General features: G+C 74.9%; 23 protein-coding genes. 14 read left to right on the top strand and 9 right to left on the bottom strand.

The genetic code is table 11. The annotated features are described in order from the left end of the window. Positions 1-2: 2 nt before the first annotated feature. A complete protein-coding gene (gene glgA / locus FB380_RS00865) occupies positions 3-1,175 on the bottom strand; it encodes a glycogen synthase (protein WP_166753430.1) in 1,173 nt (390 codons plus the stop codon). Positions 1,176-1,246: 71 nt separating this feature from the next. On the opposite strand from glgA, the gene glgC reads away from it, so the two are divergent. Together glgC and FB380_RS00855 are read left to right on the top strand one after the other, a co-directional pair. After that, positions 1,247-2,467, top strand: a complete 1,221-nt coding sequence (gene glgC / locus FB380_RS00860) for a glucose-1-phosphate adenylyltransferase (RefSeq protein ID WP_166753429.1) — start codon at positions 1,247-1,249, stop codon at positions 2,465-2,467. 6 nt (positions 2,468-2,473) lie between these two features. Beyond that, complete coding sequence (locus tag FB380_RS00855; protein ID WP_166753428.1) at positions 2,474-2,995, top strand: 2'-5' RNA ligase family protein; 522 nt, start codon at positions 2,474-2,476, stop codon at positions 2,993-2,995. Here the strand turns inward: FB380_RS00855 and FB380_RS00850 are convergent. After that, on the bottom strand, positions 2,992-3,669 hold the full coding sequence (locus FB380_RS00850; RefSeq protein WP_166753427.1) for an O-methyltransferase: 678 nt from the start codon (positions 3,667-3,669) through the stop codon (positions 2,992-2,994). The two genes, FB380_RS00855 and FB380_RS00850, sit on opposite strands and share 4 nt — an antisense overlap. A gap of 233 nt (positions 3,670-3,902) precedes the next feature. Between FB380_RS00850 and sigE the strand changes: the two genes are divergently transcribed. The 5 genes from sigE to FB380_RS00825 all read left to right on the top strand — a co-directional run bounded on the left by sigE (position 3,903) and on the right by FB380_RS00825 (position 7,548). After that, the gene (gene sigE, locus FB380_RS00845; RefSeq protein ID WP_229682029.1) at positions 3,903-4,511 is read left to right on the top strand and encodes an RNA polymerase sigma factor SigE; all 609 of its coding nucleotides are present in this window, start codon (positions 3,903-3,905) and stop codon (positions 4,509-4,511) included. Next, positions 4,508-5,086 carry an anti-sigma factor family protein gene (locus FB380_RS25180; protein WP_166753426.1) on the top strand — a complete coding sequence of 193 codons (579 nt, stop codon included), beginning with the start codon at positions 4,508-4,510 and terminating at the stop codon, positions 5,084-5,086. Before sigE ends, FB380_RS25180 begins: the two co-directional genes overlap by 4 nt. A gap of 155 nt (positions 5,087-5,241) precedes the next feature. After that, positions 5,242-6,711 (top strand): S1C family serine protease, encoded by a 1,470-nt coding sequence (locus FB380_RS00835; protein WP_229682028.1) that lies wholly within the window; start codon positions 5,242-5,244, stop codon positions 6,709-6,711. Between the two features lie 91 nt (positions 6,712-6,802). After that, positions 6,803-7,201 (top strand): twin-arginine translocase TatA/TatE family subunit, encoded by a 399-nt coding sequence (locus FB380_RS00830; protein WP_166753425.1) that lies wholly within the window; start codon positions 6,803-6,805, stop codon positions 7,199-7,201. Between the two features lie 5 nt (positions 7,202-7,206). Beyond that, on the top strand, positions 7,207-7,548 hold the full coding sequence (locus FB380_RS00825) for a TfoX/Sxy family protein (RefSeq protein WP_166753424.1): 342 nt from the start codon (positions 7,207-7,209) through the stop codon (positions 7,546-7,548). 66 nt (positions 7,549-7,614) lie between these two features. Here FB380_RS00825 and FB380_RS00820 read toward each other — a convergent pair whose 3' ends face one another. Beyond that, positions 7,615-8,775 (bottom strand): Mrp/NBP35 family ATP-binding protein, encoded by a 1,161-nt coding sequence (locus tag FB380_RS00820; RefSeq protein WP_166753423.1) that lies wholly within the window; start codon positions 8,773-8,775, stop codon positions 7,615-7,617. A 188-nt stretch (positions 8,776-8,963) separates the two neighbouring features. Between FB380_RS00820 and FB380_RS25175 the strand changes: the two genes are divergently transcribed. The 3 genes from FB380_RS25175 to FB380_RS00805 all read left to right on the top strand — a co-directional run bounded on the left by FB380_RS25175 (position 8,964) and on the right by FB380_RS00805 (position 11,668). Continuing rightward, positions 8,964-10,556 carry an esterase gene (locus FB380_RS25175; protein WP_166753422.1) on the top strand — a complete coding sequence of 531 codons (1,593 nt, stop codon included), beginning with the start codon at positions 8,964-8,966 and terminating at the stop codon, positions 10,554-10,556. A gap of 88 nt (positions 10,557-10,644) precedes the next feature. Next, positions 10,645-11,337, top strand: coding sequence for an AzlC family ABC transporter permease (locus tag FB380_RS00810; RefSeq protein WP_166753421.1), 693 nt, complete (start codon positions 10,645-10,647; stop codon positions 11,335-11,337). A gap of 13 nt (positions 11,338-11,350) precedes the next feature. Then, positions 11,351-11,668 (top strand): AzlD domain-containing protein, encoded by a 318-nt coding sequence (locus FB380_RS00805; RefSeq protein WP_166753420.1) that lies wholly within the window; start codon positions 11,351-11,353, stop codon positions 11,666-11,668. A 45-nt stretch (positions 11,669-11,713) separates the two neighbouring features. Here the strand turns inward: FB380_RS00805 and FB380_RS00800 are convergent, their stop codons facing one another. The 4 genes from FB380_RS00800 to FB380_RS00785 are packed head-to-tail and all read right to left on the bottom strand — an operon-like array spanning position 11,714 to position 15,207. Continuing rightward, entirely contained in the window at positions 11,714-12,115 is a 402-nt protein-coding gene (locus FB380_RS00800) for a universal stress protein (protein ID WP_166753419.1), read from the bottom strand. Continuing rightward, the gene (locus FB380_RS00795) at positions 12,112-13,656 is read right to left on the bottom strand and encodes a tripartite tricarboxylate transporter permease (protein ID WP_188959573.1); all 1,545 of its coding nucleotides are present in this window, start codon (positions 13,654-13,656) and stop codon (positions 12,112-12,114) included. The genes FB380_RS00800 and FB380_RS00795 overlap by 4 nt, the downstream gene beginning before the upstream one ends. Continuing rightward, positions 13,649-14,191, bottom strand: coding sequence for a tripartite tricarboxylate transporter TctB family protein (locus tag FB380_RS00790; protein WP_166753418.1), 543 nt, complete (start codon positions 14,189-14,191; stop codon positions 13,649-13,651). The genes FB380_RS00795 and FB380_RS00790 overlap by 8 nt, the downstream gene beginning before the upstream one ends. Beyond that, entirely contained in the window at positions 14,188-15,207 is a 1,020-nt protein-coding gene (locus FB380_RS00785) for a Bug family tripartite tricarboxylate transporter substrate binding protein (protein ID WP_166753417.1), read from the bottom strand. Before FB380_RS00785 ends, FB380_RS00790 begins: the two co-directional genes overlap by 4 nt. 155 nt (positions 15,208-15,362) lie before the next feature. On the opposite strand from FB380_RS00785, the gene FB380_RS00780 reads away from it, so the two are divergent. The 4 genes from FB380_RS00780 (at position 15,363) to FB380_RS00765 (ending at position 18,853) form a co-directional block, all read left to right on the top strand. Then, on the top strand, positions 15,363-16,955 hold the full coding sequence (locus tag FB380_RS00780; RefSeq protein WP_208382708.1) for an ATP-binding protein: 1,593 nt from the start codon (positions 15,363-15,365) through the stop codon (positions 16,953-16,955). Beyond that, positions 16,952-17,671, top strand: coding sequence for a response regulator (locus tag FB380_RS00775; protein ID WP_166753416.1), 720 nt, complete (start codon positions 16,952-16,954; stop codon positions 17,669-17,671). The genes FB380_RS00780 and FB380_RS00775 overlap by 4 nt, the downstream gene beginning before the upstream one ends. Before the next feature lie 71 nt (positions 17,672-17,742). Further along, complete coding sequence (locus tag FB380_RS00770; protein ID WP_166753415.1) at positions 17,743-18,351, top strand: DUF6518 family protein; 609 nt, start codon at positions 17,743-17,745, stop codon at positions 18,349-18,351. A gap of 4 nt (positions 18,352-18,355) precedes the next feature. Then, on the top strand, positions 18,356-18,853 hold the full coding sequence (locus FB380_RS00765; protein WP_166753414.1) for a P-loop nucleotide/nucleoside kinase family protein: 498 nt from the start codon (positions 18,356-18,358) through the stop codon (positions 18,851-18,853). Positions 18,854-18,856: 3 nt separating this feature from the next. Here FB380_RS00765 and FB380_RS00760 read toward each other — a convergent pair whose 3' ends face one another. Next, positions 18,857-19,402, bottom strand: a complete 546-nt coding sequence (locus FB380_RS00760; RefSeq protein WP_166753413.1) for a DUF1003 domain-containing protein — start codon at positions 19,400-19,402, stop codon at positions 18,857-18,859. After that, entirely contained in the window at positions 19,395-20,633 is a 1,239-nt protein-coding gene (locus FB380_RS00755) for a magnesium transporter MgtE N-terminal domain-containing protein (RefSeq protein ID WP_166753412.1), read from the bottom strand. The genes FB380_RS00760 and FB380_RS00755 overlap by 8 nt, the downstream gene beginning before the upstream one ends. Positions 20,634-20,649: the final 16 nt, after the last annotated feature.

The following is a 20,649-nucleotide window of genomic DNA, read 5'->3' as shown; positions in this document are numbered from 1 at the left end:
GGTCAGCGGCGGGCGGCGAGCACCGTCTCGTAGACCTCGACGGTCTGCTCGGCGATCGCCGGCCAGCCGAACTCCGCCAGCACCCGCTCCCGGCCGGCCGCGCCCATCGCGGCGGCCCGGTCGGGGTCGGCGAGCAGCTCGGCCATCCGCGCGGCCAGCCCGGCGGCGAAGGCGGCCGGCTCCTCGGCGTCGTAGGGCACCAGCAGGCCGGTGCGGCCGTCGTCCACGACCTCCGGGATGCCGCCCACGGCGCTGGCCACCACCGCGGTGCCGCAGGCCGCGGCCTCCAGGTTCACGATGCCCAGCGGCTCGTACACCGACGGGACGACGAAGACGGTCGCCCCGGTGATCAGCGGCACCAGCTGCTCGCGGGGCAGCATCTGCTCGATCCAGACCACGCCGGTGCGGCGGGTCTGCAGCTCGGCGACGGCGTCGGCCACCTGCGCGCGCTCGGCCGGGGTGTCGGCCGCGCCGGCGCAGAGCACCAGGCCGGCCTCGGCCGGCAGCTGCTCGGCCGCGGCGAGCAGGTGCATCAGCCCCTTCTGCCGGGTGATCCGGCCGACGAACAGCGCGTACGGCCGGTCGGGGTCGACCCCCACCGAGCGGACGACGTCCGGCGCCTCGATCGGCCGGTAGGCCTGGGCGTCGACCCCGTTGCCGACCACGACCACCTTCGCCGGGTCCAGGTCGGGGTACACGTCGAGGACGTCGGCCCGCATGCCCCGGCTGACCGCGATCACCGCGTCGGCGGAGGCGTAGGCGGTGCGCTCCACCCAGGAGGAGAGCCGGTAGCCCCCGCCCAGCTGGTCGGCCTTCCACGGCCGGCGGGGCTCCAAGGAGTGCGCGGTCACCACGTGCGCGGAGCCGTGCACCAGCGAGGCCAGGTGCCCGGCGTGGTTGGCGTACCAGGTGTGGGAGTGCACCAGCTCGGCCTCGGCCAGCGCGGCGGCGATCTCCACGTCGACGCCGACGGCCTGCAGCGCGCCGTTGGCGGCCTGCAGCCCCGACGGCACCCCGTGGCCGGTCGCGTCCGCCCGCGGACCGCCGAAGCAGTGGACGTCCAGCTCCGGCCCGTGCTCGAGTCCGCGCAGGGCGGCGACGAGGTGCTCGACGTGCACCCCGGCCCCTCCGTAGACGTCCGGCGGCCATTCCCGGGTGATCACTCCGACGCGCACGGACTCACCCTAGGTGGTGGACGGGCGCGGTAGATGGGGCGAAGCGCGGACACACCCGTTACGGTCCGTCCATGCGTGGCGGCCCTCGAGTTCTCGGCATCGTGCTGGCAGGTGGTGAGGGCAAGCGCCTCGCCCCGCTGACCCAGGACCGGGCGAAGCCCGCGGTCCCGTTCGGCGGCAACTACCGGCTCATCGACTTCGTGCTGTCCAACCTGGTCAACGCCGACATCCGGCGGATCGCGGTGCTCACCCAGTACAAGAGCCACTCGCTGGACCGGCACGTCACCACCGTCTGGCGGATGTCCACGCTGCTGGGCAGCTACATCACGCCGGTGCCGGCGCAGCAGCGCCTCGGCCCGCGCTGGTACACCGGCAGTGCCGACGCGATCTACCAGAGCCTCAACCTGATCTACGACGACCGGCCGGAGATCGTCGTCGTCTTCGGTGCCGACCACGTGTACCGGATGGACCCGGCGCAGATGATCGACCAGCACCTGGCCACCGGCGCCGGCGTGACGGTCGCGGGCCTGCGGGTGCCGCGCGAGGAGGCCACCGCCTTCGGCGTGATCGACGCCGACGAGAACGGCAAGGTGCGCCAGTTCCTGGAGAAGCCGGCCGACCCGCCGGGGATGCCGGGCAGCCCGGACGAGACGTTCGCGTCGATGGGGAACTACGTCTTCACCACCGACGCCCTGCTCGAGGCGCTGCGGGTCGACGCCGCCGACGACGACTCCGTGCACGACATGGGCGGGTCGATCATGCCGATGATGGCCGAGGCCGGGGACGCCTACGTCTACGACTTCAGCAGCAACGTCGTGCCGGGGGAGACCGAGCGCGACCACGGCTACTGGCGCGACGTCGGGACGCTGGACGCCTACTACGACTCGCACATGGACCTGGTGTCGGTCAGCCCGATCTTCAACCTCTACAACGACCGCTGGCCCATCTACACGCTGCCGCCGATGCTGCCGCCGGCCAAGTTCGTGCTCGGTGGCCGGGCCGAGGAGTCGATGGTCAGCGCCGGGGTGATCATCGACGGCGGCTCCGTGCACGGTTCGGTGGTCTCGCCGAACGTGCGCCTGGAGCGCGGTTCGCGGGTCGAGGCCAGCGTGCTGATGGACGGCGTCCACATCGGCGAGGGCGCCGTGGTGCGCCGCGCCATCCTGGACAAGAACGTCGTCGTCCCGCCCGGTGCGCAGATCGGGGTGGACCCGGCGCGGGACCGCGAGCGCTACCACGTGAGCGCCAGCGGGATCACGATCCTCGGCAAGGGCTCCCGCGCGATCCTCTGAACGACGGTGACCGCCCCGCTGATCGTGACGCTGCTGCTGGACGACGCCGCTCAGCAGCGGTTCGACCGGTTGAGGGCCGCGCACTTCCCGGCCGAGCGGAACCACCTTCAGGCGCACGTCACGCTCTTCCACGCACTGCCGGGTGAGCACCGGGCAGCGGTCGGCCGTGAGCTGGCGGCGGTGGCCGCGCGGCCGGCGTTCGAAGTCGCGGTGTCCGGGGTCCGCTTCCTCGGCCGGGGCGTCGCCCTCGACCTGACGTCACCCCAGCTCCTCGCCCTGCGCGCCGGCCTGGCCGACGCCTTCGACCCGTGGCTGACCCGGCAGGACCGGCAGTGGTCCCGGCCGCACGTCACCGTGCAGAACAAGGTCGCCCCGGACGTCGCGCGGGCGCTGCACGCCGAGCTGACCGCGAGCTTCCGGCCCGAGACGGTCACCGCCCGCGGGCTGGGCCTGTGGCGCTATCTCGGTGGGCCGTGGGCCGCGGAGGCGGAACACCCGTTCAGCCAGGAGGCCTCGGCGGGCAGCTAGTTGCGCTTGGTCGCGACCAGCAGGCCGGTGCCGATCGGCAGCACCGCGCAGGTCAGCGTCTCGTCCTCCTGCAGCGTGCGGGTGATCTCCCGCCACGCGACGGTCTGCGCATCGCGGGCGGAGCTGTCGGCGATCCTGTCCTCGGCGAGCAGGCCGTGGCAGATCAGCGACCCGCTGTGCCGGATGAGCCCCAGCAACCCGGCCAGGTTGCTGGCGTACTCCAGCGGCGGGCCGGCGCAGCTGACCAGGTCGTAGGCGCCGGGGGACAACCGGGGGAGCACCTCGCCGGGCGTGCCGAAGATGAGCCGGGTCCGGCCGCTGGGGACGCCGGCCTCGGTGAAGGCCTGCCGGGCGGCGCGCAGCTCGGCCGGGTCGGCGTCCAGGGCGGTGAGGACGCCGTCGGGGCGCATCCCCTGCAGCAGCCAGAGCCCGGCGACGCCGCCACCGCTGCCGATGGACACCACCGAACGGGCGTCGCAGGCCGCGGCGAGGACGGAGAGGGTCGCGCCCACCGCCGGCTCGACCGGGAGCTGGGTCCCGAAGGCCGCGGCGGAGGTCAGGGCGCGCTGGCGGGCGGCCACCTGGGCGGGGGTCTCGACGGCGAAGCCGTCGGCATAGGCCGCCGCGCCCGTCGGGGAGCCGCCGGTGGGGGGCGGTCCGGCAACGCTGGTCACCGGGCGAGGGTAGTGGCGGGGGCAGGGTCGCCGCCTGCCCGGGTCAGGGCCGGGACGACGCCCGGGCGGCTGCCTGGCAACTGGCTGTGTGTCTGCCCTGTCCGGGAACACCGACCGAGCGCCTGGCCGTTGGACCGGACGTGCGTCTCTCGCGTGCCACCAGCCAGCGCTCTCCCGAGCGGTCCACCCCCGCTGGGGAGGTGTCGACCCCGGCCGTCTGCGATCCTGGGGCCGTGACCGAGCCCACCGCGACCGGGTCGGCAGCGTCCGCCGGCCTCGAGCCCGTGGCCGCCGACGCGGCCGAGGGCTGGGTCGCGCCCACCTGGGAGCAGGTCGTCCGCGACCACTCGGCCCGGGTCTACCGGCTGGCCTACCGCCTCTCCGGCAACCAGCAGGACGCCGAGGACCTCACCCAGGAGACCTTCGTCCGGGTGTTCCGCTCGCTCGCCGACTTCTCCCCGGGCACCTTCGAGGGCTGGCTGCACCGGATCACCACGAACCTGTTCCTGGACATGGTGCGCCGGCGGCAGCGGATCCGCTTCGACGCCCTCCCCGAGGACACCGAGCGGCTGCCCGGCTCCGCGCCGTCCCCGGAGCAGGTCTACGCCGACACGCACCTCGACCCGCAGATCCAGGCGGCCCTCGACGCGCTCTCCCCGGAGTTCCGGGTCGCGGTCGTGCTGTGCGACATCGAGGGCCTCACCTACGAGGAGATCTCGGCGACCCTCGGGATCAAGCTCGGCACCGTCCGCAGCCGGATCCACCGCGGTCGCGTGCAGCTGCGCGAGGCGCTGGCCCACCTCGCGCCCGGTCGGCCCGTCCCCGCCGTGGAGGTGTCGTGAGCATCCCGGAGAGCCACCTCGCCCAGGAGGCGATCGCCGCCCTCGTCGACGGAGAGCTCTCCGGCGGGGCGGCGAACCGGGCCGCCCGGCACCTGGCCGGCTGCGTGCAGTGCCGCATGGCGGTCACCGCCCAGCGCGAGGCCAAGGACGCGCTGCGGCGCGGCGTCGACGTCGCCGTCCCCGGTGACCTCCTCTCCCGGCTGCAGGCCATCCCGTTCACCGCCGCCGGCCCCGGCGGCGGGCTGGGCTCGCTGAGTGCCGGCGCCGAGGGGCTCACCGCCACCGGCGCGGGTGGCTCCTGGGCGATCCCGCTCGCACCGGCCGAGGACGCGCCCCGTGCCGACGGCAACGCCCGCTGGCTGCGGCGGGGGATGACCGGGGCACTGGCCGGCCTCGGCCTGGGGGTCGCCGTGCTCGCCGTCAACCTGCCTGCCGCCGAACTGCCCGGCCGGGAGCCGGTGGCCGACGCCGTGCGCTACACGGCGCCGACCGAGCGCACCGACATCGTCCCGCCCGTGGTGCGCACCATCACCGTCGGTTCCACCACCGGCCTGCCCGCCGGCGGGACGCCCTGAGCGGGACGCCCGGCACCGAGCCGTCCGAGGCCGGCCCGCGTCCCGACACGACCGACACCGCCGTCGACCGGACGGTCGTCCGGCCGGACGAGCAGCCGGCCGCCTATGCCCGGCCCGCGGGGACGACGGGCGCCTTCGCGCCGATCACCGCCCGGTTGCAGCCCAGCACGCCGCCGGCCCCGGCCCCCGAGCCGGAGCAGCAGGCCGCCTTCGGCCGACCGGCTGCGGTCGACGGGTCCTTCGGTGGCGACCGCCCGGCGCCGGCCCCCCGGCCCGTGCCCGCACCGCCCCCGGAGGCGGTGCTGCGCGCCTTCGCCCCACGGGACGGCGCCACCGGTCTGGGTGAGCCCCCCGGCGGCCGCCCCGTGCAGCGGCGGACGGCGGCGGCCCCCTTCTGGAAGCCCGACGCGGCGAGCGACCCGTGGCGCGACCCGCACGCTCCGGCCGCTCTCGGTGCGCCCGCGCAGTACCCGCAGGAGCCGCCGCAGCCACAGGCCGGCCCGGTGGTGCTGGACCCGAAGGGCCGCCGCAAGCTCCGGGTGCGGGACCTCTCCGTCCGGCTGACCGTGCTGGCGTTGCTGAGCCTGCTCCTGGTGGGCATGGTCGGCGGCACGACCGCCTGGTACCTGGGCCGGACGGCCGACGAGGCGCCGCTGCTGGCCGAGGGCACCCAGCTCTCCGAGGTCTCCCCGGGCACCAGCCGGGAGCCGGGGTCGATCGCCGACATCGCCGACCGCGTCATGCCGGCCGTGGTGTCCATCGAGGTCCAGCTGGCCAGCGCAGGCGCCACCGGTTCCGGGGTCGTGGTGGACGCCGCGGGCGGCTACATCGTCACCAACAACCACGTGATCTCCGGGGCGGCCGACGTGCCGGGTGCGGAGATCCGGGCCGTCTTCAGCGACGGCAGCGGTTCGGCCGCCCGGATCGTCGGCCGCGACCCGGCCAGCGACCTCGCCGTCCTCAAGGTGGAGAAGCCGGGGCTGGTCGCGGCGTCCCTCGGCACCGCCGGCGACCTCGTCGTCGGGGACCCGGTGGTGGCCATCGGCTCCCCGCTCGGCCTGGCCGGCACCGTCACCAGCGGCATCGTCAGTGCGCTGGACCGCCCGGTGCGGCTGTCCGGCGAGGGCAGCGACACCAACGCCGTGATCAGCGCCGTGCAGACGGATGCACCGATCAACCCCGGCAACTCCGGTGGTGCGCTGGTCGACGCCAGCGGTGCGGTGATCGGGATCAACACCGCGATCGCCTCGGTGGCGGGCAACGGCACCACCGGCGGCTCGATCGGCCTGGGCTTCGCCATCCCGGTCGACACCGTCCGGGACATCGCCGAGGAGCTGATCAGCACCGGGACGGCGGTGCACGCCTCGCTCGGGGTGAACGCCCGGACGGTCACCGACGGCACCCGCGACGGGGCGCTCGTGCTCAACGTCGAACCCGGCAGCGGTGCCGCCGAGGCGGGGGTGCAGGAGCAGGACGTGGTGATCGCGGTCGACGGCGAGCCGATCGTCAGCTCGGAGGAGCTGGCCGTCGAGGTCGACGCCCGGGAGCCGGGCGAGACGGTGACCCTCGAGCTGGTGCGCGGTGGCAGCTCCCGCGAGGTCGACGTCACCCTCGGGGTGGCCTGACACCTGCTGTTGGGCTGCGGGTCGTCCGACAGCCAGCCGGTCCACCTACGCTGGACACGACCGCGGTCCGCGGCGGGCGCGAGGAGGAGCGGTGTTCGACTCGATCGGCTGGGGCGAGATCATCGTCCTGGCGCTGGCGGCGCTGTTCATCTTCGGCCCCGAGCGCCTGCCCTCGCTGGCCAAGGACGTCGCGAGCGGGCTGAAGAAGGCGCGCGAGGCGGTCACCGGCATGCGCGGGCAGCTGCACGACACCCTGGGCGACGACTTCGACCACCTGCGCGACATCGACCTGCGGCAGTACCACCCGAAGACGTTCATCCGGTCGCAGCTGATGGGTGACGACGAGCCCCGTCCCCGCACCGGGAGCACCGCCGCCGGGGCGGGTGCGACCGCCGCCGGGTCGGGTGCGACCGCCTGGGCCGCGGGTGCGCAGGGGGCCTGGGTCCGCGACGCGAGCACCCCGCCGCCGTTCGACGTCGACGCCACCTGACCCCGATGGCCCACGACGCCGAGCTCGCGGAGCGGGTCCGCACCGCGCTGTCGGGCCGGGACGTCCGTGAGGTGCGGATGTTCGGCGGCCTCGCGTTCATGGTCGACGAGAAGATGGTGGCCTGCGTCTCGGGCGGCGGCGGTGCCCTGCTGGTCCGCGTCTCCCGCAGCCGGGACGCCGAGTACCTGGGGGTGCCCGGGGCCCGCCGGGCGGAGATGGGCAGGGGCCGGTCGATGGGCGAGGGGTGGATCGCCGTCGACGACGAGGCGCTCGCAGGGGACCACGACCTGCAGTTCTGGGTCGACGCCGTCCTGGCGCACCACGCCGAGCAGGCCGCGGGGCGCTGACCGGACGTACGACGGAGGCCGGTCACCCCGCTTGGGGTGACCGGCCTCCGTCGTGCCGTGCGGTGACTACCGCTTGACCGGGGTCAGCCCCAGGGACATGCCGGACAGCCCGCGCTGGCGGACGGCGAGGGCATCGGCGATCGCGGACAGCGACTGCGCCGCGGGGGCGTCGGGCTGGGCGAGCACGATCGGCGCCCCGGCGTCACCGGCCTCGCGGAGCCGGGTGTCCAGCGGGATCTGGCCCAGCAGCGGCACCCGCGCACCGAGGGTCTTGGTGAGCGCGTCGGAGACGGCCTGACCGCCGCCGGAGCCGAAGACGTCCATCCGGGAACCGTCGGGCAGCTCCAGCCAGGACATGTTCTCCACGACGCCGACGACCTGCTGGTGGGTCTGGGTGGCGATCGCGCCGGCCCGCTCGGCCACCTCGGCGGCGGCGAGCTGCGGCGTCGTCACGACCAGGATCTCGGCGTTGGGCACCAGCTGGGCCACCGAGATCGCGACGTCACCGGTGCCGGGCGGGAGGTCCATCAGGAGCACGTCCAGGTCGCCCCACCACACGTCGGCGAGGAACTGCTGCAGCGCGCGGTGCAGCATCGGGCCACGCCAGACCACCGGGGTGTTGCCCGGGGTGAACATGCCGATCGAGATGACCTTCACGCCGTAGGACTGCGGCGGCATGATCATGTTGTCGACCTGGGTGGGCTTGTCGTCCACGCCGAGCATCCGGGGCACCGAGTGGCCGTAGATGTCGGCGTCCACGACGCCGACCGACAGGCCCTTCTTGGCCAGCGCGGCGGCCAGGTTCACCGTGACGCTGGACTTGCCCACGCCGCCCTTGCCCGACGCGACCGCGTACACCCGGGTCAGCGAGCCGGGCTGGGCGAACGGGACGACCGGCTCGGCCGCATCGGTGCCGCGGACGGTCTTGCGCAGCTCGGTCCGCTGCTCGTCGCTCATCACGTCCAGGCCGACCGACACCGACGTCACGCCCGGGACGGCGGAGACGGCCTGGGTGACCCGGTTGGTGATCGTCTCGCGCATCGGGCAGCCGGCGACGGTCAGGTAGACCTCGATGCGCACGGCACCCGGGTCGCCGCCGACGCCGATCTGCACGTCCTTGACCATGCCCAGCTCGGGCAGCGGACGGTTGATCTCGGGGTCCTGGACGGTCGCCAGCGCCGCGTTCACGGCGTCCAGCGCCGGGGATCCGGTCAGCGTGTCGGACATGTGCGGGTGTGTCTCCTTCGACGGGGAGCTCGCGGGTTCCGGGCCCGGATGGGGGCCCGCGCGCGGGCGGCCTCCACTGTACGGCGGGTGGTCGACCCGGCCCGGGCCAGCGGGTGTGAGCCCGGTCGGTGCCGGCTCCGCCACCGGGAGTGACAGGACGCCGGAGCGTGGTCATGATGGAGCGCCCTGTGACACAGCTCACCGTCGAGCAGTCGGGAGACACCCAGATGGCCCTCGTCCAGCACCGATACGCCCGCTTCGGCGCGGTCACCACCGCCGCCACCCTGCTGGTCGGGGGGTGGCTCGGCAGCGCCGGTGCCACCGACCACCCGCGCGACCGGGACCGCGGGCACCCGGACGACGCGGCCTCCCAGGAGAACCCGGGCTTCCAGGAGGCCCAGCAGTCACCCGCGCTGCCCGCCGTCCCGGCCCGGGACATCGAGTGGACGATCGCGGACCCGGCGTTCGACTACGACCCCTCCACCGGGCAGCCGGGGGAGGCGTTCACCCCGCTGCTGGACGACGCGGGCCAGCCGCGCACCCGGGTGCTGACCGGGGTGGAGAAGGGCGCCGCCTACCGCATCGAGGTGCCCACCGAGGGCTGGAACGGCGACGTGGTGTTCTGGGAGCACGGCTACCGCGGCACCGGGACGGTCCTGTGGGTGGACAGCCCCTCGTTCGGGCTGCGGCAGACCTACATCGACGCCGGGTACGCCTGGGCGGCGTCGTCCTACGACGCCAACCGGTACGACATCCGGGCCGGCGTCACCTCGACCGAGCAGCTGGCCCGGGTCTTCGACCGGGAGGTCGCGCCGGCCGACGACCGGTACCTGCAGGGCGTGTCCATGGGCGGCCACATCATCGGCGGCCTGGTGGAGCGGCAGAAGGTGGACTGGGCCGGTGCGGCGCCGATGTGCGGCGTCATGGGCGACCTGGCGCAGTTCGACATCCGGCTGGACTACAACCTGGTGGCGCAGGCCCTTGCCGAGGTCGACGCCTACCCGCTGACCACGACCGAGGCCTACCTGGCCGCGGTCGCCGAGATGAAGGCGACGCTGGGCCTGCCCACCTCGCCCACCGGGCCCAACCCGGAGCTCACCGAGCGCGGCGAGGTCTTCCGGGACGTGGTCATCGACCTCACCGGTGGGCCCCGGCCCGGCGACGAGGCGGCGTTCACCTACTGGGAGGGGCTGAGCTTCAACCTGGCCCGCTTCGCCGACGACCCGAGCGGGACGCTGACCCAGCTCACCGCCGGCGCGGTGGCCGAGAACGCCGACCGGCTGTACCCGACCACCTTCACCTTCCCGGACGGCTCGACGCTGAACTCCCGGGTCGAGCGGGTCGAGGCGGCGCCGGGCACCCGTGAGGAGACGAAGAGGGCGCCGATCCTGCAGCTGGACGCCGACTTCTCCGTCCCGGTCCTGTCGGTGCACACCCTCGGTGACATGTTCGTGCCCTTCGAGCACCAGCGGATCTACGCCGCCGAGGCCGCGCGGCAGGGCACCGGCGGGCTGCTGGTCCAGCGGACCGTCCGGTCGGTGGGCCACTGCGAGTTCAGCCCGGAGGAGGCGGCGCAGACCTTCACCGACCTGGTGACCTGGGTCGAGTCCCGCGAGGGAGCCGGCCCGGAGGTGCGGCCGGCCGGGGAGGACGTGCTGAACCGGAACGCGGTGGCCGAGGCGGACCTCGGCTGCGCCTTCACGACGCCGCAGACCGGCGGGACCCGGGACCTCTTCCCGGCCTGCCCGGTGCCCGCGGAGCCGGTCGGCGCCGGCTCCTGACCGCGCTGCCCCCGGCCGGTCCCGACCCGGCCGGGGGCTGCGGGCCAGGGGTGGCGGCCGGGCGGTGACCGCTCACTAGGGTCGGCGCGTGCCGTCCGACGCCCGCACCGCCACCCTCCGGGACGCCGTCGGGCTCGGCGTGGCGGTGGGGCTGTACGGGATCGCCTTCGGTGCCGCCGCGGCCGGGGCGGGGCTGGACACCTGGCAGGCGCTGGCGATGTCGGCGCTGATGTTCACCGGCGCCTCGCAGTTCGCGATGATCGGCGTGCTCGGTGCCGGCGGTGGCGCGTTCTCGGCGGTGGGCAGTGCGCTGCTGCTGGGCACCCGCAACACCGTCTACGGCGTCCGGCTGGCCCCGATGCTGGCGCCGCGCGGCTGGCTGCGCCGGGCCGGGGCGGCGCACTGGGTGATCGACGAGACGACGGCGATGGCGGTGGCCGCGCCGGACCGGGAGCTGGGCCGGCTGGCGTTCTGGGTCACCGGCGCCACCATCTACCTGGGCTGGAACGTCACGACGCTGATCGGGTCGCTGGGGGCCGCGGCGCTGGGGGAGACGGCGCAGGCGGCGCTGGACGCCGTGGTGCCGGCGGCCTTCCTGGCCTTGCTGTGGCCCCGGCTGCAGCGCTCGGCGCGGGAGCCGGCGGTGCAGCGGCGGGTGGCCCTGGGCGGCGCGGTCGTCGCGCTGGTGCTCACCCCGTTCGTGCCGGCCGGGGTGCAGGTGGTGCTGGCCGTGGTCGCGGTGGCGCTGGCCGGCCGGCCGCGGACGACGGCGGCCGCATGAGCACGGGGACCGCATGAGCACGGGGACGCTGTGGGCGGTGGTGCTGGTCGGCTCGCTGGGCTGCTACCTGCTGAAGCTGGCCGGGCTGTCGGTGCCGGCGGCCTGGGTGGAGCGGCCGTGGGTGACCCGGGTGGTGGAGTTCGTGCCCGCGGCGCTGCTGGCCGCGCTGGTCGCCGTCCAGGCGGCGTCCTCGGGGCCCGACCTGGTGGTCGACGGGCGGCTGGCCGGGCTCGCGGTGGCCGCGCTCGCACTCGCGCTGCGGGCGCCGTTCATCGTCGTCCTGGTGCTGGCCGGTGCAGCCGGGGCGCTGGTGCACGTCCTCACCGGCTGAGCGCGGGGGTCGCCGTCCCCGTGGGGACGGCGACCCCCGCCCGGGTCAGCCGGCCGGCGTGGCCTTGACCGACAGCACTGGGCACTCGGCCTCGAGCAGGACGCGCTGGGCGTCGCTGCCGAAGACGAGCTTGCCGGTGGGCGAGCGCCGGCGGATGCCGATCACGATGAGCGAGGCGCCCAGCCGTGCCGCCGCCGCCACCACCTCGTCCGCCCCGCTCTGGCCGCCGACGTGCTGCTCGAGCTCGAAGGTCAGGCCGGTCTCCTCGAGCAGGCCGCGGACCTCGGCGAGGTCCTCGGGGCTGGCGTAGGAGGGGTCGACGTAGGCGTCCCCGCGCGAGGTGTTCAGCACGTGCAGCGACTCCCCGCGCAGGTCGGCCTCCTCCACGGCCGCCCGGAGGGCCGCGCGGCCCTCCGGCTTGGGCACGTAGCCCACCACGATGGTCACGACGGACTCCTCTCGGACGTGGCAGGTGCGGTGGCCACGGTGGCGGCCAGCTCTGCCTCGGTACGGGCCTGGCGGCGTCGGAGCCACCAGCCCAGGAACAGGAAGACGACCAGGGCCGCGTACACGACCGCGGCGAACGGGCTGGTCACCAGGGCGGTGGGGTCGCCCTGGCTGATGGCGAGGGTGCGGCGGAGCTGCTCCTCGGCGATGGGCCCGAGGATCAGGCCGACCACCGCCGGCGCGATCGGGTAGCCGAAGTTGCGCATCGCCCAGCCGAGCAGGCCCAGGAGGAACAGCAGGACCAGGTCCTCGGTCGAGGCGCCGACGGAGTAGCTGCCCAGCGCGGCGAAGGTGAGGATGCCGGCGTACAGGTAGGGCCGGGGGATCTGCAGCAGCTTCACCCAGATGCCCACCAGCGGCAGGTTGAGCACCAGCAGCAGGACGTTGCCGATGTAGAGGCTGGCGATCAGGGCCCAGATGAGGGCGGACTCGTCCTCGAACAGCAGGGGCCCCGGCTGGATCCCGTAGCTCTGGAAGGCGGCGATGATGATCGCCGCCGTCGCGGAGGTGGGGAGCCCGAGCGTGAGCAGGGGCACCAGCACGCCGGCCGCCGAGGCGTTGTTGGCCGCTTCCGGGCCGGCGACGCCCTCGATGGCGCCCTTGCCGAACTCCTCCCGGTGCTTGGAGAGCTTCCGCTCCACCGAGTAGGACAGGAACGTGCCGACCTCCGCGCCGCCGGCGGGCAGGGTGCCGATCGGGAAGCCGATGGCGGTGCCGCGCAGCCACGGCTTCCAGGACCGGCGCCAGTCGTCCTTCGTCATCCAGCGGCCGCTCACCGGCACCAGCGGGATGGGGCCGCGGCGCAGCCGGGAGGCGACGTACAGCGCCTCCCCGACGGCGAAGACCCCGACCGCCACGACGACGACGTCGATGCCGTCGGCGAGCGCGGGCAGCCCCAGGGTGAAGCGCTGCTGACCGGTGAGCGTGTCCGTGCCGACCAGGCCGAGGAACAGCCCGATGCCGAGCGAGGCGATCCCGCGGGGCGGGCTGGAGCCCAGCACCGCCGCCACCGTCAGGAAGGCGAGCACCAGCAGGGCGACGTAGTCCTGCGGGCCGAGCTGGACCGCCAGCCGGGCGATCGTCGGCGCCACCAGGGTGAGCGCCACGGTGGCGATGGTCCCGGCGACGAAGGACCCGATGGCCGCGGTGGCCAGCGCCGCCGACCCCCGGCCGGCCTTGGCCATCCGGTTGCCCTCCAGCGCGGTGATGATGGAGGAGGACTCACCGGGGGCGTTGAGCAGGATGGACGTGGTCGACCCGCCGTACATGCCGCCGTAGTAGATCCCGGCGAACATGATGAACGCCGCGGTCGGCTCCAGCGAGTAGGTCAGCGGCAGGAGCAGCGCCACGGTCATCGCCGGGCCGATGCCGGGCAGCACGCCGACCGCGGTGCCCAGGGTCACGCCGATCAGCGCGTACAGCAGGTACATCGGCTGCAGGGCGGTGGCGAACCCGTCGAGCAGCGCGCCGACGTCACCCAAGGAAGCTCACCCCCTCCAGCGGTCCGGCCGGCAGGTACAGGTCCAGCAGCTGGGTGAACAGGACCTGGGTGGTGAAGGCCAGGACGGCGCCGGCGAGCACCGGGCGCCACCACGGGCGGGCGCCCAGCGACCAGGCGGCACCGCCGAAGAGCACGGTCGCCGCGATGGGCCAGCCCAGCGGCTCCACCAGCACGACCAGGGCGGCGAACGACCCGGTCAGCTTCAGCACGGTGACCCAGTCGGTGGTCGCCGACGGGTCGACGTCCTCGCCGTCCTCCGCGGCGCCGCGGCGGCCGCGGACCACGTCGACGAAGAGCGCGACCGAGGTGAGCACCAGCAGCACCCCGACCGCGTACGGGAAGGCCTGCGGGCCCACGGTGTTCACCGAGCTCGGCGCGACGATGGTGCTCGCGTCGACCACGGTGAAGACGCCCAGCGCCAGCAGCGCCGCCGGGAAGGCAGCCTCGGCCCAGGACCACCCCCGCACCGGCGCACCGGTGCGGGGGTGCTCCTGCGCGGCTGCCGACGAGCTCACTCGACCAGCCCGATGTCCTGCAGGACGCCCTGCACCCGCTGCTGCTCCTCCTCGAGGAAGGCGTCGAACTCGTCGCCGGAGAGGTAGGTGTCCTCCCAGCCGTTGGTCTCCAGCCGCTCCTGCCAGGCCTCGGACTGCACGGCCTCGTCGACGAGGTCGATCAGCGTCTGCCGGGCCTCCGGGGACAGGTCGGGCGGACCGACGACCCCGCGCCAGTTGCTGAGCTCGACGTCCAGGCCCGCCTCGGTCAGCGTGGGGGCGTCGATGCCCTCGACCCGCTCGCTGCCGGAGACGGCCAGCGCCCGCAGCTCGCCGGCCTCGATCTGCTCGGCGTACTCGGAGACACCCGAGATGCCGGCCGAGACCTGGCTGCCCAGCAGCGCGGCCAGGGACTCACCGCCGCCGGAGTAGGCCACGTAGTTCAGGTTCTCGATCGGCACGTCGCCGGCCTGGGCGATCAGCCCGGCCAGGATGTGGTCGGTCCCGCCGGCCGAGCCACCGGCGATCGACACCGACCGGCCGTTGGCCTTCATGTCGTCGACCAGGTCCTGGACGTCGGTGTACGGCGAGTCGGCGGGGACGACGACGACCTCGTCCTCGGCCGTCAGCCGCGCGATCGGGGTGGTGTCCTCCAGCGTGGCCTGCGACTGGTTGGTCTCGATGGCGCCCAGCATCACCAGGCCCATCACCATGAGGAACTCCTCGCTGCGCTCGTTGGCGAGCTCGGCCAGGCCCACGGTGCCGCCGGCGCCGCCGACGTTGGTCACCTGGGTGCTGCTGGCCAGCCCGGCCTCCTCGATGGAGGCGGCCAGCGCGCGGGCGGTGGAGTCCCAGCCGCCGCCGGGGTCGGCCGGGGCCATCATCTCCAGGCGGCCGACGGACGCCTCCGCGCCGGCCTCGCCGCCACCGGAGTCGCTGCAGCCGGTGAGCAGGCCCAGCAGTGCCGCGCCGGCCGCCGCGGTCAGCCGCCAGTGGCGGGCCGCGGACCGTGGTCGTGCGCTGGTGGTTCGGGACATCGGGTGGACCTCCTCGTCCGCCGGGCCGGGACTCGGCTCGGTTCTCTTCGGACGCTAGGAAGGCCGCGGGGCGGTGGGAACGTCGCGGTCGTAGTGGTTGTTTCGGTCTTTGTGGTCGGCGCCACATCCGGGGCCGGCCAGCGCACACTGAGCCGGTGCGCCGCCGGACCATGCCCCTCGGGGCCCAACTGCTCCTGTTGCAGGTCGGCATCGTGCTGACCACCGTGCTGCTGGCCGGTGCGGTGGCCGTGCAGCACCAGCACGACCAGATCCGCGACGCCTACCGCCAGCAGGTGCTCACCGTCGCCAACAGCACGGCCCGGCTGCCCAGCGTCGTCGACGCCTACGGCAGCCCCGACCCCGCCGCCGTCCTCCAGCCGCTGGCCGAGCTGCTCCGGGCGGCCTCCGGGGTGACCTTCGTGGTCCTCACCGACGACGCCGGGATCCGCTACTCCCACCCCGATCCGGACCGGATCGGGGAACCGGTGTCCACCGACCCGAGCCCGACGCTGGCCGGCGAGGTCTTCGTCGGCACCGAGCAGGGGACGCTGGGCAGCTCGCTGCGCGCCAAGGTGCCGGTGCGCGACGCCTCCGGGCGGGTGATCGGCGCGGCGTCGGTGGGCATCCTGGAGACCCAGCTCGCCGCCGAGTTCCGGCAGGAGGCCCCGGTGCTGGTCGCCTGGCTGGCCGGGGCGGCACTGCTGGGGTCGCTGGGCTCCTTCCTCGTCGTCCGGCTCGTCCGGCGGCGGATCTTCGGGCTGGAGCCGGAGGAGATCGCCCGGCTGCTGGAGACCCGCGAGGCGATGGTGCACGGCATCCGCGAGGGCCTGGTCGCCGTCGACGACAAGGGCCGGGTGGTCCTGGTCAACGACGAGGCGTCCCGGCTGCTCGGCCTGGGGGACGACGTGGTGGGCCGCCCCGCCGCCGAGGTCCTGGACGCGGCGATGCTGCCGCTGGTCGGCGGCGACCGCGCGGTGACCGACGAACTGGTGCTCTCCGGGGAGCGGCTGCTGGTCGCGAACCGGACCCCGGCGGTCGTCGGCGGCTGCCGGGTGGCCGAGGTGCTCACCCTCCGCGATCGCACCGAACTGTCCAGCGCACTGCGTGAACTGGACGGCCAGCGCAACCTGACCAACACCCTCCGCGCCCAGGCCCACGAGTTCAGCAACAAGCTGCACGTGATCCAGGGGCTGATCGAGCTGGGGCGGGAGTCCGACGCGGTGGCCTTCATCGACCGGGCCGGTGGCGGCCAGCTGCTCGACGGCCGATCGCTGGCCGCGGTGGCCGACCCGGCGGTGACCGCGCTCGTGCTCGCCAAGGCGGCCGTGGCCCACGAGCGCGGCATCGCCCTGACCCTCGCGCCCGGGACGTCGCTTCCGGCCGGGAGTGGGGACGACGTGGTGACCGTCCTCGGCAACCTGCTGGACAACGCCATGGACGCCACCGGGAACGGCGGGACGGTGGTGGTCTTCCTCGGTGCGCAGCCGGACGGCGGGCTCGTCGTGCGGGTGGACGACGACGGGCCGGGCGTGGCCGAGGCGGACCGGGCCCGGGTCTTCGAGGTGGGGGTCACCACCAAGCGGCCGGGCGACGCCGACCACGGCCGCGGCATCGGCCTGGCCCTGGTGGCGCGGATCGCGGCCCGCCGGGGCGGCTCGGCCACGGTCACCTCCGCACCGCTGGGGGGAGCCCGGGTCGAGGTGCACCTGGGCGCCCTCGCCCCGGCGATGGCCGAGGCGACCCCGTGACCGGTGCGGACACCGTGCGGGTGCTGGTCGTGGACGACGACTTCGCCGTGGCGTCGGTGCACCGGGGCTACGTCGAGTCCGTACCCGGGCTGGAGGTGGTCGGCGAGGTGCACCGCGGACTCGAGGCGCTGCAGGCCGTCCAGGTGCTCGCCCCCGACCTGGTGCTCCTGGACATCCACCTGCCCGACCTCTCCGGCGTCGAGGTGCTGCGGCGGCTCCGGTCGCTGGCCGGTCCGCAGCCCGACGTCATCGTCATCACCGCCGCGCGGGAGGTAGAGACCGTCCGGGCGGCGATGACCACCGGCGTGGTCGACTACCTGGTCAAGCCCTTCTCGCTGGGTGCGTTCCGGGAACGGCTGGAGGCCTACCGGGCGCACCGGGCGGAGCTGCTGCGCCGCACGGCCGAGCCGGGCCGGGGGTTGCAGCAGAGCGACGTCGACCGGCTGTTCTCCACCAGGCGGCGGGTCAGCGAACCGCTGGCGGCCACCCCGCTGCCCAAGGGCCTCTCGCCGCGGACGCTGGAGTTCGTCGCCCGGACGCTCGCCAGCAGCCCGGCCGACGACCTGTCCGCCGGCGAGGTCGGCCAGCGCTGCGGCCTGGCGCGGGTCAGCGCGCGGCGGTACCTGGAACACCTGGAGCGGACCGGGCTGGCCGCCGTCCGCCCCCGGTACGGAGCCGCCGGCCGCCCGGAGAACGGGTACCGCTGGACCGGCTGACCCCCTCGGCATCCGGCACTCCGCGGCGCGGCAGACGACGGCGGGTGGACGGCGGCGGCACGATCGGCGCCGTGACGGCGACTCCCGAGGCACCGGCCCGCCGCGGGTCGGCTCTCGCCCTGGCGGCGCTCGCCGGCGTGCTGGCCGGCGTCGCGGCCAAGGCGGGTGACGAGTCCGGGTGGGGATGGGCGGCCGACCTCGGGTCCTACCCGGCCGCCTGGGTGCTGGCCGTGGCGCTGATCGGCTGGGCGGCGCCCGCGCCGAGGGCGGCCGCCCTTCGCGCCGGGGTGTTCTTCGCCGCGATGACGGTGGCCTACTACGGGTGGGCCGCGCTGGTCCTGGACTTCGGCTGGTCCGTCCGGCTGCTGGTCGCCTGGCTGGTGCTCTCGGCCACCGCGGTGCCGGCCACCGCCGTCGCCGCGCACGTGGCGACCCGGCGCTCCGGGTGGCTCCCGGGTGCGCTGCTGGCCACGGCCGCCGGCATCACGCTGGGCGGTGGTGCGCTGACCGACGCCGCCGGCCACCCGGTGCAGGCGGCGGCCGACGTCGTCGTCGTGCTGGTGCTCGTCGTCGTCCTGGCCCGTGACCTGCGCACCCGGCTGTGGGCCGCGGCGCTGACGCTGCCGCTGACCGCGGTGGCCGCTGCGCTGCTCGGCCTGCTGCGCGACCTGCTGGGCTGACCGGGTGCTCATCGTGGTCGGCGGGCTGCCCGGGGTCGGGAAGACGTCGGTCGCCCGGGCGGTGGCCGGCGAGCTCCGCGCCGCCCACCTGCGGGTGGACGCCTTCGAGGTCGCCCTGCTCCGGCAGGGCCTGGTGCCCGGCGCGGCCGAGGTCGGCGCGCACGGCTACGACCTGGCGCTGGCCGCCGCCGACACCTGCCTGACCGCCGGCACCGACGTGCTGGTCGACGCGGTCTTCGACGTCGCCGCCGCCCGCCGGCCGTTCCGGGACCTGGCTGCCGGGCACGGCGTCCCGGTGCACTGGGTGCGGCTGATCTGCACCGACCGGGCCGAGCACCGGCGCCGGGTCGAGGGGCGTTCCGCCGACCTGCCCGGCCACGTCGTCCCGACCTGGGAGCAGGTGCGGGCCCGGCGGGTCGACCAGTGGCACGAGCGGCACACCGTGGTCGACACCGCCACCGGCGACCCGGCCGCCGCCGTGCTCGCCGCGCTGCGCGGCTGACGGTCAGCCGGTGGGCTCGGCCGCAGCCTCCCGGCGCTTCTTCTTCTGTTTCTTGCGCTCGCCGGACTCGTCGTCGGGGTCCTCGGGCACCAGCCGGTTCAGCTCGCCGCGGATGAAGTCGCGGGTGGCGAGCTCGCCGACCGACACCCGCAGCGACGCGAGCTCCCGGGCCAGGTACTCGGTGTCGGCGCGGGTCTGCGCCGCGCGGTCGCGGTCCTCCTCGGCCTGCACCCGGTCGCGGTCGGCCTGCCGGTTCTGCGCGAGCAGGATCAGCGGGGCGGCGTAGGCGGCCTGGGTGGAGAAGGCCAAGTTGAGCAGGATGAACGGGTAGGGGTCCCAGCGCAGGTCTATGGCGACCACGTTGAGCGTGATCCAGACGATCACGATGATCGTCTGGACCGCCAGGAACCGGCCGGTGCCCAGGAAGCGGGCGATCCCCTCGGCGAACCGGCCGACGGCGTCGGGGTCCAGCCGGAGGAAGCTGCCGATGCCCCGGCTCGCGCGCGGCTGGTCCAGCCGCAGGTCGGCACGCCGTTCGGCCTCAGCCACGACGGGACCTCTCGCGCCAGTCCTCGGGCAGCAGGTGGTCCAGGACGTCGTCGACGCTCACCGCGCCGACCAGCCGGCCCTGCGGGTCGACCACCGGTGCGGCCACCAGGTTGTAGGTGGCGAAGTAGCGGGTGACCTCGGTCAGCGGGGTCTCCGGGCGCAGCGGCTCCAGGTCGTCGAGCACCCCGCTGACCAGGCCGGACGGCGGCTCGCGCAGCAGGCGCTGGATGTGCGCCAGCCCCAGGTACCGGCCGGTCGGCGTGGCCGAGGGCGGCCGGCAGACGTACACCTGGCTGGCCAGCGCCGGCGAGAGCTCCGGCACGCGCACCCGGGCGAGCGCCTCGGCGATCGTCGCGTCGGGGGCGAGGATGACCGGCTCGCTGGTCATCATCCCGCCGGCGGTGTCCTCGGAGTACTTCAGCAGCTGGCGCACCGGCTCGGCCTCGTCCGGCTCCATCAGCTCCAGCAGCCGGTCCCGGTCCAGCGTGGAGAGCTCGGCCAGCAGGTCGGCGGCGTCGTCGGGGTCCATCTCCTCCAGGACGTCGGCGGCCCGGCTCTCCTGGAGGGTGCCGAGGATGGTGATCTGGTCGGCCTCGGGCAGCTCCCCGAGCACGTCGGCGAGCCGGGGGTCGTCCATCGCCTCGGCGACCTCGTGCCGCCGCTTGATCGGCAGCTCCTGCAGCGCGTGGGCCGCGTCGGCGGCGTTGAGCTCGCGGTAGGTGGCGATCAGCGTCTCGGCGCTCTGCCCGGACTCGGGCAGGGCGAGGCCGGTGACCTCGTCCCAGGCCAGCTGGTGCAGCTGCCCGCGGCGGCCGAGCCGGCCCGGCTCCTGGACGGCGAGCCGGGTGACCACCCAGTCGCCGGTCCGGGTCTGCTCGATCGCGGCGTCGACGACGGTGGCCGACCGGTCGTTCTCCTGGATGGTCACCCGCCGGTCCAGCAGCTCGCCCAGCACCAGGGTCTCCCCGGCCCGCTGCTCGAAGCGCTTGAGGTTGACCGTGCCCGAGGACAGCCGCACCGAGGCGGAGTCCAGCCCGGTGACCCGGCCCATCGGGCAGAAGATCCGGCGCCGTGGCACCACCTCGACGATGAGACCGAGCACCCGGGGCGCGGCGGTGCCGACCCGGAGCGCGACGAGCACGTCGCGGACCTTGCCGACCCGGTCGCCGTTGGGGTCGAAGACGGTCAGCCCGGCCACCCGGGACACGTAGGCCCTCGTCACCGTCGTCACTGGCTCTCCTCGGTGC

Origin of the sequence: Modestobacter marinus (genome assembly GCF_011758655.1) — a bacterium.
In the GTDB taxonomy this organism is placed as follows: Bacteria; Actinomycetota; Actinomycetes; order Mycobacteriales; family Geodermatophilaceae; genus Modestobacter; species Modestobacter marinus.
The sequence above is the reverse complement of the archived record's forward strand: the minus strand, read 5'-3'. Positions and strand labels throughout refer to the sequence as shown.